Source organism: Eudoraea sp. (assembly GCF_049665975.1).
Classification (GTDB): Bacteria; Bacteroidota; Bacteroidia; order Flavobacteriales; family Flavobacteriaceae; genus Eudoraea.
This window is the reverse complement of the sequence record NZ_JBATGR010000363.1, coordinates 1-16,012: the sequence shown is the minus strand read 5'-3', so window position 1 is coordinate 16,012 and position 16,012 is coordinate 1. Positions and strand designations below refer to the sequence as shown.

The 16,012-nt window shown below is 38.7% G+C and carries 16 protein-coding genes; 9 read left to right on the top strand and 7 right to left on the bottom strand.

Going from position 1 to position 16,012, the window contains the following annotated elements:
• Window positions 1–204: 204 nt before the first annotated feature.
• Entirely contained in the window at window positions 205–2,706 is a 2,502-nt protein-coding gene (locus tag WBN20_RS12375) for an ABC transporter permease (RefSeq protein WP_424281911.1), read from the bottom strand.
• Between the two features lie 50 nt (window positions 2,707–2,756).
• Entirely contained in the window at window positions 2,757–3,446 is a 690-nt protein-coding gene (locus WBN20_RS12370; protein ID WP_424281909.1) for an ABC transporter ATP-binding protein, read from the bottom strand.
• A 74-nt stretch (window positions 3,447–3,520) separates the two neighbouring features.
• Here WBN20_RS12370 and WBN20_RS12365 point away from each other — a divergent pair, with 74 nt between their 5' ends.
• Window positions 3,521–4,213, top strand: coding sequence for an arylesterase (locus WBN20_RS12365; RefSeq protein WP_424273474.1), 693 nt, complete (start codon window positions 3,521–3,523; stop codon window positions 4,211–4,213).
• Between the two features lie 28 nt (window positions 4,214–4,241).
• Entirely contained in the window at window positions 4,242–4,616 is a 375-nt protein-coding gene (locus tag WBN20_RS12360) for a tryptophan-rich sensory protein (protein WP_424281908.1), read from the top strand.
• 26 nt (window positions 4,617–4,642) lie between these two features.
• On the opposite strand, the gene WBN20_RS12355 is transcribed toward WBN20_RS12360, so the two are convergent.
• Together WBN20_RS12355 and WBN20_RS12350 are read right to left on the bottom strand one after the other, a co-directional pair.
• On the bottom strand, window positions 4,643–4,861 hold the full coding sequence (locus WBN20_RS12355; protein ID WP_424281907.1) for a hypothetical protein: 219 nt from the start codon (window positions 4,859–4,861) through the stop codon (window positions 4,643–4,645).
• Between the two features lie 168 nt (window positions 4,862–5,029).
• Window positions 5,030–5,728 carry a peptidoglycan DD-metalloendopeptidase family protein gene (locus WBN20_RS12350; protein ID WP_424281906.1) on the bottom strand — a complete coding sequence of 233 codons (699 nt, stop codon included), beginning with the start codon at window positions 5,726–5,728 and terminating at the stop codon, window positions 5,030–5,032.
• A gap of 117 nt (window positions 5,729–5,845) precedes the next feature.
• On the opposite strand from WBN20_RS12350, the gene msrA reads away from it, so the two are divergent.
• The 4 genes from msrA (at window position 5,846) to WBN20_RS12330 (ending at window position 10,559) form a co-directional block, all read left to right on the top strand.
• A complete protein-coding gene (msrA, locus tag WBN20_RS12345) occupies window positions 5,846–6,523 on the top strand; it encodes a peptide-methionine (S)-S-oxide reductase MsrA (protein WP_424281905.1) in 678 nt (225 codons plus the stop codon).
• Between the two features lie 160 nt (window positions 6,524–6,683).
• Window positions 6,684–8,024: a 3-keto-disaccharide hydrolase gene (locus WBN20_RS12340; RefSeq protein ID WP_424281910.1), complete on the top strand. Its 1,341-nt coding sequence runs from the start codon at window positions 6,684–6,686 to the stop codon at window positions 8,022–8,024.
• A 3-nt stretch (window positions 8,025–8,027) separates the two neighbouring features.
• A complete protein-coding gene (locus WBN20_RS12335) occupies window positions 8,028–9,356 on the top strand; it encodes a Gfo/Idh/MocA family oxidoreductase (RefSeq protein ID WP_424281904.1) in 1,329 nt (442 codons plus the stop codon).
• 12 nt (window positions 9,357–9,368) lie between these two features.
• A complete protein-coding gene (locus tag WBN20_RS12330) occupies window positions 9,369–10,559 on the top strand; it encodes a Gfo/Idh/MocA family protein (RefSeq protein WP_424281903.1) in 1,191 nt (396 codons plus the stop codon).
• Between the two features lie 128 nt (window positions 10,560–10,687).
• On the opposite strand, the gene WBN20_RS12325 is transcribed toward WBN20_RS12330, so the two are convergent.
• From WBN20_RS12325 to WBN20_RS12315, 3 genes are read right to left on the bottom strand one after another with little or no spacing between them, the layout of a single operon-like run.
• The gene (locus tag WBN20_RS12325; RefSeq protein ID WP_424281902.1) at window positions 10,688–12,172 is read right to left on the bottom strand and encodes a hypothetical protein; all 1,485 of its coding nucleotides are present in this window, start codon (window positions 12,170–12,172) and stop codon (window positions 10,688–10,690) included.
• Complete coding sequence (locus WBN20_RS12320) at window positions 12,144–12,728, bottom strand: hypothetical protein (protein ID WP_424273891.1); 585 nt, start codon at window positions 12,726–12,728, stop codon at window positions 12,144–12,146. Before WBN20_RS12320 ends, WBN20_RS12325 begins: the two co-directional genes overlap by 29 nt.
• Window positions 12,712–13,254, bottom strand: a complete 543-nt coding sequence (locus WBN20_RS12315; RefSeq protein ID WP_424273892.1) for an RNA polymerase sigma factor — start codon at window positions 13,252–13,254, stop codon at window positions 12,712–12,714. Before WBN20_RS12315 ends, WBN20_RS12320 begins: the two co-directional genes overlap by 17 nt.
• A 108-nt stretch (window positions 13,255–13,362) precedes the next feature.
• On the opposite strand from WBN20_RS12315, the gene WBN20_RS12310 reads away from it, so the two are divergent.
• Genes WBN20_RS12310 through meaB form a run of 3 tightly spaced genes read left to right on the top strand, consistent with a single transcriptional unit; the run spans window position 13,363 to window position 15,906 of the window.
• Window positions 13,363–14,271, top strand: coding sequence for an aldose epimerase family protein (locus WBN20_RS12310; RefSeq protein ID WP_424281901.1), 909 nt, complete (start codon window positions 13,363–13,365; stop codon window positions 14,269–14,271).
• A gap of 25 nt (window positions 14,272–14,296) precedes the next feature.
• Entirely contained in the window at window positions 14,297–14,857 is a 561-nt protein-coding gene (locus WBN20_RS12305) for a DUF2911 domain-containing protein (protein WP_424281900.1), read from the top strand.
• 2 nt (window positions 14,858–14,859) lie between these two features.
• Entirely contained in the window at window positions 14,860–15,906 is a 1,047-nt protein-coding gene (gene meaB / locus WBN20_RS12300) for a methylmalonyl Co-A mutase-associated GTPase MeaB (protein ID WP_424281899.1), read from the top strand.
• Window positions 15,907–16,012 lie beyond the last annotated feature (106 nt).

Here is a 16,012-nt window from a genome sequence, read left to right as displayed (position 1 = left end):
GAGTTGCGAAGCAACGATTGAGAAATCTAAACTGCACGTAAGTGCATTTGAAAACAGTTACTTTGAGATTTCTCACGCGCACTGCGTGCGGTTCGAAATGACAGTTATACGTTGCACCGGCATATTTTAAAACCAAACAGTCATTTCGACATGAGTGGCGAAGCAACGATTGAGAAATCTATCCTTAATATTATAATTCAATTATTACCTTCCCTCTTTACGCAAAACGACCAATGGAGGGCTGTTTAACACACTCCTGCTGTTGCTAAGGCCGATTAAGAGAACAAGTAATGTTATCCCGGGCAGCAATACTAAAAAGGGCACTAGCGAAGGCACAAATGGTGCTTTAAAAACAAATGTGGCCAGTAACTGACTGCTTATCAGTGAAAGTAATATGCCTATACCACTTCCCAATACTCCGAGGTAAAAGTATTCAAGGGCTGTGATTTGCAGAATTTGTTTACTTTTTGCACCAAGGGTCCGTAAAAGAACGCTTTCTTTTATACGCTGATATTTACTGGTGCGTACAGCCCCAATTAATACAATGATTCCAGTGAGGATACTAAAAAAGGCCATAAAGTTAATTACCCAGGCAATCTTATCAAAGACATTCTCTATTAGCGTTACGATTTGCCGTAAATCGAGCACCGAGATATTGGGGAATTTTTGAACCAGTTCTCTCTGGAGGTTGGCTGAAGCCTCGGCGGTGGGTGCATTGGTTGTTATTACATGAAACTGCGGGGCATTTTCTAAAATGCCCTTGGGAAAGACAATGTTAAAATTAGGTTGCATTCTCGCCCATTCTACAGCGCGAATATTACCGACAACTGTTTCCATCAGAACACCTTGTACATTAAAAACAATAGTATCACCTATTACAACTTCAGCATCTCTCGCAATATTATCAGCTATGGAAATAGGGATAAGGCCTTCTTTTGGAATTTCAGGTACCCATTCACCTTCAGTAAGGGTTTCCGAAGAAATCATGGTATCACGGTAAGTAACCCGAAATTCGTGGTTTAAAACCCATTTATTCATTGTCAGGGTGGTGTCCTGTCTAAGATCATTCGCAGCTCGTCCTTTTATACTATGCATACGCATACTAACTATTGGAATATTATCTAATACCGGAAGGCCTTTAGGGGTTATACTATTTGCCACGTCTTCTTTTTGATCACTCTGTACGTCCAATAGAATTATATTGGGACTATTACTGTTGCGATCAAGCTGTGCCATAGCCAATAGCATATCTTTTGTAAAATAGAGCGTGCTAATTAAAAAAGCACCAACTCCAATTGCAACTAATAATACCATGGTCTGATTATTAGGCCTAAAAAGGTTTAAAAGACTCTGTCTTGAGGTAAATCCCCAGGACGAAGGAAAATATCTCTTAATTCCCTTCATAAAAAAGGTAGCAACACCTGCCAATATGGAGAAAGTTGCCGCAATACTGATCACAAAACCTATTGCATAACGCAAATCTTCCAAAAGCCAAAGGGAAAATAGGAAAACAAAGCTTAATATCCCTATAAACACAAGGACTCTGGCTTTTCTGGGCCGTTCCTCAGCTGTTTCCTGTATTCGCAGAACCTGTAAAGGAGAAACATACCAGGTGTTCATAAGTGGTAATAATGCAAAAAGTACAGACATCAAAACTCCTAACAATAACCCCATTATAATGGGCTGAGGTGATAGTGACAATTGAACCTCAAAAGGCAAAAACTCCTGTAAAATGCTTGGAAATGTCAACTGCAGCAATATCCCCCCTAAAGTTCCTATTATACCGCCAAGAAAGCCCATGCCCGCTATTTGAATCAAATAAATAAGGAATGTTTGCTTTCGGGTGGCTCCCATACATTTTAGTACGGCCACAGACCTCAACTTTTCCTTTATATAGATTTGTACAGAGCTTGCGATACCCACACAGCCCAATAAAAGAGCAATAAACGCTACCAGGTTAAGGAATTTTCCGACATTTCCATAGTTACGCCCCATCTGTCTGCTCCCGGATGTATGTGTATCCAGATCTGCATTTTCAGCATCCAAAATAGGGTCGAGTTCTTTGTCTAGAGCATCGAGATCCATCTGAGGTGGTGCAACAAAATAGTAGTTATAGTCCAGTCGGCTTCCAACCTGCAGCAGGCCTGTTCGTTCAATAATGCGAAATGGAATTATAACAGGAGGTGCCACAGAACTAGCAAATGCGCTATTCCCGGGTGCAGATATAAGTGTCCCCGTAATTGGTAAACTAGCATTGCCTATTTTGATTGTATCTCCAACTTTTAATTCAAACTGCAGCATTACGGTGGCGTCTACAAGAGCTCCTTCTTCAGAAATATAGGTTGTTGCCGCATCTGCAGGCTCAGTCTCTAATTTCCCATAGAGTGGAAACGCACCTTCAAGCCCCCGCACACGAACCAGTTTACTGCTCTCATTTTTTGGAAATGCGGCCATGGATGCAAAATTTACTTCCATACCTTTCGAACCGCCTAATGAATCCATGATTCCCCGCACTCTTTCATTTGGAAGTTGTCTTGAATCTATAATAAAATCAGCTCCCATAAGCGATTTCGACTGAAGACTAATATTTTCTTTAAGATTGTCACTAAAAGATTGGATTGAAACCAGTGCTGTAATACCAAGGATGATAGAGGATATAAACAAAATAAGTCTGCCCCCGCTAGCCTTTCCGTCGCGCCAGGCCATTTTAAAAAGCCAGCCATTACCTGCCATAGATGAAGCTTCCTTTTGCTTATTCACGAGATTACAGTGCTTTCGTTAGTAGCTATCTTTCCCCCTTTAAGTCTGAGAATATGCTGAGTGCGTTTTGCAAGGTCCAGATCGTGTGTTACAATAACCAAAGTAGTTCCAGCTTCTTTATTGAGTTCAAAAAGTAGTCTTACAACTTTTTCTCCTGTTTCTTCGTCAAGGTTACCCGTAGGTTCATCGGCAAAAAGGATAGAAGGTCTATTACTAAAAGCTCTTGCCAAAGCAACCCTCTGTTGCTCACCACCTGATAACTGAGAGGGATAATGGTGCGACCTATCTGCCAATCCTACTTTCCGTAAAAGTTCCATCGCCTGCTTGCCGGCTTCTTTTACCCCTTGTAATTCTAGAGGAACACTTACATTCTCTAATGCAGTAAGCGTGGGAAGCAATTGAAAATCCTGAAAAATAAATCCCACTTTTCTATTGCGTAAAAGAGCACGTTGATCTTCACTCAATTCGTTAATTCGGGTACCACAAAGCTCAACATAACCAGAATCGGGTTCATCTAAACCTGCACAAAGTCCTAATAAAGTAGTCTTGCCACTACCTGAAGGACCCACAATAGCGAAGGTATCCCCTTCCTCTATTTCAAATGAAATAGCATCGAGAACGGTTAGTTTTTTGGAACCACTGGAATAGGTCTTTCCCAGTTGATCAACGTTTAATATCTTTGACATTATCAGAAATTAAATTTTGTTTGCAACGAAGCAGCAAAATAAGGAAATGATTTCGACTTTTAGACCCTTAAACCATGCAGACCCTCTTAAAGTTTCGTTATTTTTTAGTGTTTTTACTATTAGTGGCTTGTGGAGGAAAGTCTGGCCAAACCAGTGGAAATTCTTCAGTTACAACCGATCAAACCGAAAACAATGTCGCTAAAACCGATAACAGCAAGGTAATTGTATGCTTTGGTGATAGCCTCACAGCAGGCTACGGCCTTGACACGAAGGAGGCTTTTCCGGCGGTAATCCAGCAAATTGTAGATTCCCTTAATTTAAATTACATAGTTGTGAACGCCGGACTAAGCGGTGAAACAACGGCCAGCGGACGGAACAGGCTTGACTGGGTGTTGAATCAAAAAGCGGATGTGTTTATTTTGGAACTAGGTGCCAATGACGGTTTGCGGGGCATACCATTACATGAGACACGTCAAAACCTCCAGGATATTGTGGATTCCGTAAGGAAGAAAAACCCGGATACGGTTATCATCCTTGCAGGGATGCAGATACCACCTAACATGGGCCAGGAGTATACAGCGGAATTCAGAAGGATTTTCCCTGACCTGGCTGATAAGAATGAAACGCTAATTATTCCATTTTTACTGGATAAGGTTGCAGGTATTCCTGAATTAAACCAGGAAGACGGTATTCACCCTACCGTAGAAGGACAAAAAATTGTGGCTAATAATGTATGGGAAGTATTGGAACCGGTACTGACCAAATAAATTTTAGACACACTACAATATAAATAGTATGGAAAACATCATCAATGCACTTTCCTGGATAGATTCTGCCGCTGCAACCGTTTGGATTTTGCTTACAATCATTATGTTCTGGCTTCTTTATAAAGTATATGAAACAGAAGGTAGAAAACATCCAGTCTTCCACTTCGGTGTTTTCCTGCTAGTCCTGGTATGGGCATATCCACTATACACCTTTCTCTTTAACCAGTTGGAAGTTGCCTTTTTAGGCAATCTGATTACCTTATGGGCAACAGTAGTTTATATGCAAAAATTACGCAAACTCCCAATTAAGGAATATAAATGGATGATTCCACAAATTGTCTGGATCATTATCGCTTCCTTTTATGTGGGATGTATGTTGGTTGAGAAATATCTTATGGCCTAAATGAAAATTAAAAGGATAATTAAAAATTAAGCCAATTTAGCTTTGTTTCTTTTTGTAGTAAATGATAAAGCTTTCTTTACTCGGCTATTCTTGTTTTTGTACAAACGAGCAACAGTGTTTTCTTTTGTAGTTGAAGTAACGATACTCATTTCTATTGTTTCTACTTTGGTATCAACTTTAGAATCCTGAGCTTGAGCAGCTACTCCGATAAAAAGAAAAAAAATTAAAGTTACAATCGTTTTCATCACTTGGGGCGTTTTATATATATAAAACGCCCAATACGTGTCTCTTCCCGGTTGTAATTCGTCGAAAAACCCTTATTTTTCGGTATCTGGCAAAAATATGGATTAAGTGCAAAAAAGTGTCGATGAACGGATCAATACCCTAAAACACCTCAGCGATATTTTGTGTATTTAACCGATAAAAGGTGGTGTGATTTTTAGCAATAAATTGGGGTCAGGGCAATTTTTTTGATATATATCCATGTCTTTTTGAGTACAAACCCCGGGATAATCACCCTTATTGTCACCTAAGTCCTGTATAATCTGGAAATGAAGATGGGGTGCATAGTTTACATTAATAGCGGTATCACCAAGAGTCGCCAATACTTGCCCCGCCCTAAATTCCTTGTTTTTATACAACCCTTGTAGCGATACTATCGATAAATGCCCGTAAAGCGTATAAAACTGAATCCCACCCAATTCATGCCTTAAAATAATAGTTGGGCCATAATCTCCGGAAACGTCATTGTTTTTGAAACTATCTACAACTCCTCCTAATGGCGTTATTACTTTAGTCCCGGCTTTAGCCCAAAAATCCATCCCGAGATGAATATTGCGTTCTCCTTCTCCCCTATTAGCAAAGCCAGGACTTTTGCTATATAAGTTTCGCCTTTCTAAATACCCTCCATATGCTACCATAGAGGGCTTATTGTTCAGTACTTTGTCTATATACTCTTGACAAACATATGGATCGATAATATCCAGGATATTCAGGTTTCCATTAGATTCTGATAAATCAAGCGGAATATAGTTGCCTATTGGAATCTCTCTGTCTAAAATGGCTATTAACTCATCTGAATAGTTTAGTAGTACATTTTCAAGCAAAGTCATAGTATTCATATTAATATTGGTGAAAGTGCCGCTTTCGAAATACTCAAAGACATTAATTAACAGGTTTTTAACCACATTTCCAGAAAGATTTATTGATTTTTGAAATAAATTCTAAAAATGAAATTTCTGAAACCTGTTATATTACTGGCCTTAACTTTGTTCACCACTAGTTGCGAATCTAAAATTAAGAATAAAAAGGAGCCAGCCAAAGAAGTAATTTTGGTGGAAAAATTTTCCAAAAAAGATCTTCAAAAATATGAAACTGCCTATTTTGCAAGTGGGTGTTTTTGGTGTGTTGAAGCCATATTCGAGAGCGTAAAAGGGGTTAAGGAAGTAATCTCGGGCTACGCCGGGGGAGCCGAAGAAAATCCAACATATGAACAGGTAAGTTATGGAAAGACTTCCCATGCCGAGGCAGTGGAAGTGTATTATGACCCAAAAGAGATATCCTATATAGAGTTAGTCCAGGTATTCTTTGGATCCCATGATCCAACCAGCCTTAATCGGCAAGGTCCGGACAGGGGAGCGCAATATCGTTCTATAGCCTTCTATAAGAATCCAGAAGAAAAGAAAATTATTGAATCATATATGGCTGCATTAGAGGAAAGTGGCATTTACAATGACCCAATTGTCACGGAAGTCACTGCTTTTACCAAATTTTATGATGCTGAAAACTACCATCAGGATTACGAAAAGAAAAATCCTAATAACTCTTATGTCCGTCAGGTATCTGTTCCGAGGTTAAATAGATTTAAAAAGAACTTCCCGGATTATCTTAAAAAAGAAGCGCATTAGGGTAATTTTTAAAACTTAGGGAATCAAATAAAAAGCAACTTTTTTAAGTTGCTTTTTTTATTTGTGCATGCTACAGCCTATATTTAATGGATAAACACAAATCTAATTCCAAATGGAATATATCAAAAGCTCCAATTTTTACAAAATAGTACTAATTCTAATGGTAATTACTTCCTTGGGATGTTCAGATACCAAGAAGGAGAACACACCTTGGATTCCTATATTTGATGGGAAAACCCTTGATGGCTGGACTATCAAAGGAGGAGAAGCGCATTATGAGGTAAGAGATGAAATTATTGTGGGGAGTACAGTCCACGACACCCCTAATACATTTTTAACTACAGACAGGATGTACAGCGATTTTATCCTGGAATTAGATTATAAAGTAGATTCCACTATGAATTCCGGGATTCAAATCAGAAGCAATAGCTTCCCGCATTACAGGAATGGCCGGGTTCATGGTTACCAGATAGAGATAGACCCTTCAGACAGGGCGTGGAGTGCCGGAATCTATGACGAGGCCAGAAGGGGGTGGCTTAATACAATGGATAATAATCCAAAGGCACAGCAGGCATTCAAGCAAAATGACTGGAATCATTATAGGATTGAAGCCCTTGGAGATACTCTTAAAACATGGATAAACGATGTGCCCGCCTCCTATCTGATCGACGATAAAACCAGTAACGGCTTTATTGGCCTTCAGGTACACAGCATAGGTAAGGATCAACAGGCTGGTACAGAAATTCAATGGAAAAACATTAGAATTCTTACAGACAGCCTTGCTAAATACGCAAGAAAAAGCACACTTACACCAATCATTACTAAAAACCAACTCACCATTGATGAAGAAAAAAATGGTTGGAAACTCCTATGGGATGGTAGTACAACTAACGGATGGCGGGGAGCACGCCTCGATGACTTCCCTGCTGAAGGCTGGATTATAGAAAATGGAGAGCTTATTGTCTTATCATCAGGTGGAGAAGAATCTACAGCCGGGGGCGATATTGTGACCGATGACCTTTATGGTAATTTTGAGTTACAATTGGATTTCAAACTTACAAATGGAGCCAACAGTGGTATAAAATATTTTGTGGATACCGATCTTAACAAAGGTCCCGGATCATCAATTGGCCTGGAATACCAAATTCTGGATGATGACAATCATCCTGATGCCAAATTAGGCAATCACGAAGGTAGCAGAACATTGGCTTCTTTGTATGATCTCATAATGGTTGATCCAGATAAACCTGTGAATCCTATTGGTGAATGGAACCATGCGCGTATCCTATCCAAGGATAACCATGTGGAACATTGGTTAAATGGCATGAAAGTTCTGGAGTACGAACGTAAAAGTGACCTTTATAAAAAATTGGTCTTGGAAAGTAAATACAAGATCTGGCCAAATTTCGGAGAATCAGACCAGGGCCATATACTGTTGCAGGACCACGGAGATCGTGTTGCATTTAAGAATATTAAAATAAGACCAATCCTAAGCAAATAAACCATGACTACAAGACGCGATTTTATTAAAAAAACCACTGTTGGAAGTGCTGCCATAACCTTGGGTACTTTTGCCTTGCCTGGAATCCTTAATGCAGGTGTTTTAGGTGCCAATGATCAATTGCAGGTTGCCGTTATTGGAGTACGAAGTCGGGCTAAAGCGCTAACCATGGGTATATCAAAAAGCCCAAACGTAAAGATCATTTACAATTGCGATGTGGATGATACCATTATTGAAGCGCATAATATTTGGTGCAAGGAAAAAATTGGTTACGTCCCTAAAGTGGAGAAAGATTTCAGAAAAATGCTGGAAGATAAAGATGTTGATGCTGTATTTATAGCAACACCCGAACATTGGCATGCCCCAATGGCAATAATGGCCTTGCAGGCAGGAAAACATGTTTATGTTGAAAAACCATGCAGTCATAATCCTTACGAGAATGAATTGTTGGTTGCAGCACAGAAAAAATACGGTAAGAAAGTACAGATGGGCAACCAGCAACGTTCTGCAAGGACTTCTATTACGGCCGTAAGGGATATTAGAAACGGTATTATTGGAAATGTTTATAAGGGGGAAGCCTATTATTCCAATAGCCGCTCATCTATTGGAAACGGTGTTGATATAGCCGTCCCTTCAACCTTAAATTGGGATCTCTGGCAGGGGCCTGCACCGAGGAAAGCCTATAAAGATAATATTCATCCATATAACTGGCATTGGTTTCGTAACTGGGGAACAGGTGAAATTCACAATAACGGCACCCATGAAATAGATATCTGTAGATGGGCATTAGGAGTTGATCTCCCTGAAAGTGTCACCTCTTTTGGAGGTAAATATGCCTATGATGACGATTGGCAGTTTCCGGATAATCAACAGGTGACATATACATTCAGTGATAATAAATTTATTACCTGGAACGGCCACAGCCGCGGTGTTATGAAACCTGAACAGCCGGGAAGAGGAGCAACTATTTATGGCAGTAAAGGCACTATAGAGCTCAGCAGAGAAAGTTATAAATTATATGATTTAGACGGCCGACCGATCAAATTTGAATTTGAAACAGGAGGAAGTGCTACTATAGATACTATGGGCGCAGGTGATCTTGACGGAATGCATATTGCAAATTTCTTTAACGCCATACGGTTAGATGAAAAGCAAAACTCTCCCATAGCGGATGCAAGTATAACTACCATGCTTTGTCATTTAGGAAATATGGCCCAGGATGCCCGAGAAACGCTTGAAGTAGATCCTACGACAGGTAAAATATTAAATAACAAGCAAGCAATGGCTGCATGGAAAAGGGAATATGAAAATGGATGGGAACCAAAACTTTAGTTAAATTTAAGTATGAAACGGAGAGAATTTGTGATCAAAAGTGGCCTCGCTACAGCCGCCATAGGTACTCCAAGTTTTATGGAATCTGGTATGACCTACCCTAAAAAAGCAGCAGATATCATAAACCTTGGCGTAATAGGTGCCGGAGATCGTGGGGCCGGACTAATAAATATCATGAATGATATTCCGGAGTTAAACGTGATATGCTGTTGTGATATTTTGCCATTCAGACTTCAGAAGGGCATTGCAAATACTTCTGGAAAAGCGAAAGGATATTCTGATTACCGTAAACTTCTGGAGCAAAAAGATATAGACGCTATCCTGGTTGCAACCCCCTTTAATACTCATTCACAAATAGCAATTGATGCAATTGATGCCGGTAAGCATGTTTTTTGTGAAAAAACTATGGCCAAAGGATTTGATGGCATAATCCAGTTAAGAGATAAAGTAAATAATTCAGATAAGATCTTCCAAACCGGACATCAATACCATAGTTCGCGTTTATACAGGCATGTAGTAGACCTTATCCAGAATGGAAAAGTAGGTAAAGTAACCGCTATTGAATGTCAATGGAACCGAAATGGAAACTGGAGAAGGCCGGTAACAGACTCTAATTTAGAACGAGCTATCAACTGGAGAATGTATCGTGAATACTCTGGCGGTTTGGTAGCCGAATTATGTTCGCATCAGATAGATTTCACGAATTGGGTATTAAATGCATCTCCGGATCAGGTATTAGGTGTGGGAGGAATTGACTACTGGAAAGATGGCCGTGAAACTTTTGACAATGTGCACCTTATCTATACCTATCCCGATGGTGTAAAAGCTACTTTTACGTGTTTAACAAGTAATTCAAAAGATGATTACCAAATAAAAGTAATGGGAGATAAAGGAACACTAATCCTTGATTATGTTAATGCATGGTTCTTTCCGGAAGGGAATTACAAAAAAGAAATTCAGGAAATTGACGGAGTTTCAGGGGCTACTATCAAATGGGATGAAGGCAAAGGCATTCCACTTGATATAGAGCATGCAGATCCCAGTACTCAGGCTTTAATTGACTTTAAGAACAATATCTTGAATAATACAGTTCCCACATCAAATGTTACCACAGGCGCTAAAGCTGCGGTATGTGTTCAAATGGGTTTAGACGCTATGTATAACAATAAAATAGTTCAATGGAATAAAACATTGGTTTTATGATAAGCTCCTGCTAAAATAATGTAAGTAAGAAATAGAAAGCTTTATTAGATTTACTTCTGTTGCTAAGGAGGATAAAGATCAGGGGTAGATTAATGCAGATATTTTGGGACCTTGAAATTAAGGGGTAGTTATTGTTGAAGCAGGATTTCGCTATATCTGGAATCTATTACTATTGACTTCCCGGAATTCTTTTGCATATAATACCCACTGTGAACAAAACTGTTTCTATTATTTTCAGATACCAGTTTTAAATCTGATGGCCCGGAGTAATCAGAAGAAGTACCGTCTATAGTAATACTAAATGGGGTGGCTGGTAAACGGCAAACCAATTCACCATTCTGTATGGATACATCCAAATCCTTAAAATCATTAGCAATTGTATTGATCCTTAAGGCGCCAAGGTCATTTTTAATTTGGGCACTATTAAGCAAACGATCAATAGTAACATTGGAAGAAGTAGCGCTTAAAGTCAATATATTTACATCCTTTAAAGCCACTTCATCTGAGAAATTGATATTTAAGCTCCCATAATTCCATCGTTGTACTGACACCGGAGAATAGGAAGCCACAATATTTGTCTTCTCGCCATCTATAGTGGAGGCAAGCAACCTTGCATAAGACAAGGTTGCATTCATGTTTCTTGTATTCTCTGCCAGCTTAACCTCACCGTGTCTCACATTCATTTTGAGCTTAGTCGATTTTGGCATTTTAATCTTGATGGTCTTCTTTATCTTATAATTTTTTTCTTCTCCATCTGAAGATCGATAAAAAACATTAGGACTGTTTTTCCCTTGCCTGGAAATAATAACATTCCTGTGAACCTCACGTTGTTCATGCGCAATTCTTCTCTGCTCCTCCATGACCTCTCGTCTTTCTTCCTGGACTTCACGTCTAATTTGCTGAGCTTCCTTTCTCATTTCCTCCCTTTCTATACCCATTTCTTCTCTTTCCTTCATCATTTCTTCCCGAGCTTCTTCACGCTCCTCGACCCTTGCCTGCATCTCTTTACCCCACTCTTCCATTTCCTTTTGATACTCTTCATCAAAATTCTTTTCAAACTCCTTTGACCACTCTTTCAGGTACTTTTCACCATCTTTCTCATACGCCTCATAATCAAAATTTTTGAACTGCATTGGAGGCATCGGGGGCATAGGCATTTCCATTATTATTTCTGGAATTTCCGGAATATCAGGGATTTGTAAGTCAAGAAAAAGAGGTTCTATTTCGGGGATCTCGGGGAATTCAGGAATATGCATAATAATATTGTCATCACCATGTGCGCCTCTTAGAACCCAGGCATTTTCCCCACCCGTTTTTATAGATATTTCCTGACTATTGCCAAGGATTTTGATACCTCCATTATTAAAATACGCTTCTGCTTCTTCGGGAGTAGCGCCTTCGAGTTCGATAGTGGCTTCAATTACTACCTGATCCTTATTCCAGGTTGTAAATTCAATGTCGGCATGACTAGTGTTGATATCAACAACTGCCTCCTCCCCCACCGTGAATATTTCTTTATACTTTTTAGACTGAACTTGTCCATAGCCGCCAACTGTAAAGAGACAAAGACTCAGGGCAAAACTTTTAAACACTGTTTGATGTAACTTGTTCATTTTCTGATGATTTTAATTGATTTAATTTTTCTTTTAATTTCTGTAACAACTGTAACCTTAACTGTAAATTTTTGATAAGAGCATTAATGGTTTGATCATTTGGGCCAATTTCATTCAATTCTATATTTAACCTTTTGTATTCCTCATTCAATTCGGACAATCGGCGCATATAATCATCTACCATTGCCTTATTTTCATTAGAGACTTCCAATCGGGATAATTCCAGGTTTATATTAGCCACATAATAATTTTCTATTTTCTTTAATTCCGGGGAAAGATTCCCAAGAGAATAACCCTGATCTTTTGTATTCTCTGTTTCTGTTTCTACAATTGCTGGCTGTGGCAACGTATCGCCTTTATAATATATGCTGGTATAAATCCCCAGGCTAAAAAGTACTAATACTGAGGCTGCAATTTTTATAAAATAAAAAGTCGATTTTCTTTTTAAGGGCAACTCTTTATCCAATAATTCTGAAAATCGCTCTTCGTGCCCATCTTTCATTGGGTGACTTTTAGCCTTCTCCTCTTTGAACAATTCTCTAAGATCCTGTGCCATAACGTTTTTCTTTAAGTAATTCCTTTAAATGTCCTTTTCCCCTTAACAATCGCGTCCTGCTTGTGGTTTCTGTTAAATTCAATATTTCAGATATCTCTCTATGATCGTACCCCTCAATTAGGAAAAGCTGAACTACAAGCCTGTATTTTTCTGATAATTGATTTATTGCTGCTTTTACCTCATCTATTGATATTCCATCCTCTACAGACCAGTCATCATCTTCAACGATATGTATATTATTCTCATTAAGTTCCTGAAAGCGTTCCTTTTTAGATTTGAGAAAGTCTATACATTTATTGATTACAATTCGCTTTAACCATGCCCCAAATGTGACTTCACCTTTAAACTGATGGATCTTCTGAAATGCTTTAATAAATGATTCCTGTAAAACGTCTTCGGCATCATCGGGATCGCCTATAAAGCGCTTTGCAACATAATACATCCCATCGCAATACTGTCTGTAAAGCTTTATTTGTGCTTTACGATCGTTGGCTTTGCAACGCTCTACCATATCTATTTGAAACATTTGGCCGGTTTCCAATTTTTGTGCTAGTTGTTGTTATCTTAAGGACGAATGAAAAAATTACATGTTGCAAAAAACAAGTATTTTTAAGAAATTTTTAAATAACCCGCTTTGGAACAAGTTACAATTAAAAACGATTTTATATCCTTGAGTGTCCTTGATTATGGAGCTATTATTCAAAAAATCCTGTTTAAAGACCACGAAGGAAATACACTGAATTTAGTAGTGGGATTTGAGAATCCGGAAAATTATCTGGAAGATCAAATATCTTTAGGTGCCTGCGTTGGACGCTTTGCGGGAAGAATATCAAACGGGGGCTTCAACCTTAAAGGTAATTCCTATAATTTATACAGTGAAGACGGGGTACATCTTCATGGTGGAAATAGTGGCTTCGGAAAAAAATACTGGGTTTTTGATACTATCGAACACAATAAAGAATCATTTGTTAAATTGAGTTATCAAAGTCCTCATATGGAAGAGGGCTATCCGGGAAACCTTAAAGCCAGTGTGACTTATAGGCTGATTGGAAATTCACTGCACATTGTTCATGAGGCAGTTACAGATAAAACCACGGTTATTAACTTAACCAACCATTCCTATTTTTGCCTGGACAATACTAGATCTATTAATCACTATCAGCTACACTTACAATGTCCTGAAATATTGGAAACCCATGACAATTTGCTTCCAACAGGAAAGCTGATTTCCGTTGTGGATACAGATTATAACTTTCTTACCAAAAAGGAGATCGCAAAAAAACGGTTGGACACCCCTTATGTTGTTTCAAAAGATGCCAAAACAGTGGCTGAATTATATTCACCGGTCTCAGGAATTCTAATGAAAGTTGAAAGCAATCAACCTGCTGTTGTTGTCTATACTCCGTTAGAGTTTGCAGCTATTTGTTTTGAAACCCAAAACTATCCGGATGCACCCAACATCAAGTCATTTCCGTCGGCAATTCTAAATCCCGGAGAAACCTATTACAACCGGGCAATTTTTACTTTTGATTTAGTAACTTAGACAAACTAATCAGCACTTCAATAATATGAAAGTATTAAAATGGATTTTGATCGTATTGGCGGCATTGGCCTTACTTTTTTACTTTGTGGCAATGCCATATCTAAAAGAACAAACTAAGAAAAACAGTCCTCAAAAGACCGTTGTTTATACTGAAAATGGTATGGACCTTACACTAAAATACAGTAGTCCTTTTAAAAAGGGAAGGGTAATTTTTGGTGAACTGGTGCCTTACGATACTATATGGCGAACCGGAGCCAATGAACCTACTACTTTTACCACTAATTCCAAAATTTCTATCATCGATAAAGAACTTCCGGCTGGCACCTATTCAGTTTGGAGTATCCCCGGTAAAGAAAGTTGGCAGGTAATCCTCAATAAAAATGTTCCTGAATGGGGGGTTACATTAATAAGCGGCGGTAAAGAAACAACGCGTATAGCTGAAGAAGATGTCGTTAACGTTGAAGTGCCTGTTATTAATTTAACGGAAACAGTTGAAAGTCTTACTATAGATTTTGAAGATGACGGTCAATTGTTCTTAAGCCTTGAATGGGATAAAACTAAGGTTAGGATACCTATTAACAATTAACATTGGGTACAGAAAAAAATACAGGTACTAAAGGAGTTCTTCAGGTAAAAAAGCATCGTAAAAAGAAGCTCTCTGTTGAAGAGCTTACCCAAGGGGTATTTAATGGGAATAAAGCTATATTAGCAAGGGCAATAACCCTCGTGGAAAGTACAAGAAATGTAGATCTCACGAAAGCCCATACCTTAATTGAGAATTGCCTCTCCAAAGAATCGAAAAGTATAAGAATTGGCATTACAGGAGTGCCTGGTGTTGGGAAGAGCTCTTTTATAGAGGTTTTAGGCACAACACTTACAGGACTTGGCAAAAAAGTTGCTGTTTTAGCCGTAGATCCCACAAGTACCCGAAGTAAGGGAAGTATCCTTGGTGATAAAACACGTATGCAGGAACTGGTTAAAGATCCCAATGCTTTTATTAGGCCATCTCCTTCTGGTGAAACTCTTGGTGGAGTAGCCCGCAAAACAAGAGAATCTGTCATCCTATGTGAAGCTGCCGGTTTTGATATAGTCTTAATAGAAACCGTTGGGGTTGGTCAAAGTGAAACAGCCGTGCACAGTATGGTGGATTTCTTTTTGCTTTTAAAGTTATCAGGTGCTGGAGATGAACTTCAAGGAATAAAAAGAGGGATTATGGAGATGGCAGATGCTATTGCTATCAATAAGGCTGATGGAGATAATTTAAAAAGAGCACAACGGGCCAAAGTAGAATTTCAAAGAGCATTGCAGCTCTATCCTCCTAAAGAAAATGGATGGATCCCAAAAGTTAGCACTTGTTCCGCAATTGATAAAACGGGGATTATTGAAATTTGGGAAATGATTATACAGTTTTTAGAGACCACAAAAGACCATGGATATTTTGAGAAAAACAGACAAAATCAGAATAAATACTGGCTCATGCAGACCATAGATGAACTTTTAAAGCAGCAATTCTACAAGGCATCTTCGGTTAAAAAACATCTGGAAAATATGTTACAGCAGGTTTCTGAAGATAAAATTTCCCCTTTTCGGGCTGCAGAAGTACTTATGGCAGCTTATAGGAAAGAACTTAAATAAAAAGTATAAATTTGTCCCAACATTTAACCACCAGAATGAAGCCGGTTACCCTCTCACTTTTATCTATTGTTATTCCACTCTATAATGAAGAAGAAAATGTAGAACT

Excerpts from the sequence above, each read along its gene's own strand:
- WBN20_RS12375 (WP_424281911.1), bottom strand. The coding sequence starts at position 2,706 with ATGGCCTGGCGCGACGGAAAGGCTAGCGGGGGCAGACTTATTTTGTTT.
- WBN20_RS12370 (WP_424281909.1), bottom strand. The coding sequence starts at position 3,446 with ATGTCAAAGATATTAAACGTTGATCAACTGGGAAAGACCTATTCCAGT.
- WBN20_RS12365 (WP_424273474.1), top strand. The coding sequence starts at position 3,521 with ATGCAGACCCTCTTAAAGTTTCGTTATTTTTTAGTGTTTTTACTATTA.
- WBN20_RS12360 (WP_424281908.1), top strand. The coding sequence starts at position 4,242 with ATGGAAAACATCATCAATGCACTTTCCTGGATAGATTCTGCCGCTGCA.
- WBN20_RS12355 (WP_424281907.1), bottom strand. The coding sequence starts at position 4,861 with ATGAAAACGATTGTAACTTTAATTTTTTTTCTTTTTATCGGAGTAGCT.
- WBN20_RS12350 (WP_424281906.1), bottom strand. The coding sequence starts at position 5,728 with ATGACTTTGCTTGAAAATGTACTACTAAACTATTCAGATGAGTTAATA.
- msrA (WP_424281905.1), top strand. The coding sequence starts at position 5,846 with ATGAAATTTCTGAAACCTGTTATATTACTGGCCTTAACTTTGTTCACC.
- WBN20_RS12340 (WP_424281910.1), top strand. The coding sequence starts at position 6,684 with ATGGTAATTACTTCCTTGGGATGTTCAGATACCAAGAAGGAGAACACA.
- WBN20_RS12335 (WP_424281904.1), top strand. The coding sequence starts at position 8,028 with ATGACTACAAGACGCGATTTTATTAAAAAAACCACTGTTGGAAGTGCT.
- WBN20_RS12330 (WP_424281903.1), top strand. The coding sequence starts at position 9,369 with ATGAAACGGAGAGAATTTGTGATCAAAAGTGGCCTCGCTACAGCCGCC.
- WBN20_RS12325 (WP_424281902.1), bottom strand. The coding sequence starts at position 12,172 with ATGAACAAGTTACATCAAACAGTGTTTAAAAGTTTTGCCCTGAGTCTT.
- WBN20_RS12320 (WP_424273891.1), bottom strand. The coding sequence starts at position 12,728 with ATGGCACAGGATCTTAGAGAATTGTTCAAAGAGGAGAAGGCTAAAAGT.
- WBN20_RS12315 (WP_424273892.1), bottom strand. The coding sequence starts at position 13,254 with ATGTTTCAAATAGATATGGTAGAGCGTTGCAAAGCCAACGATCGTAAA.
- WBN20_RS12305 (WP_424281900.1), top strand. The coding sequence starts at position 14,297 with ATGAAAGTATTAAAATGGATTTTGATCGTATTGGCGGCATTGGCCTTA.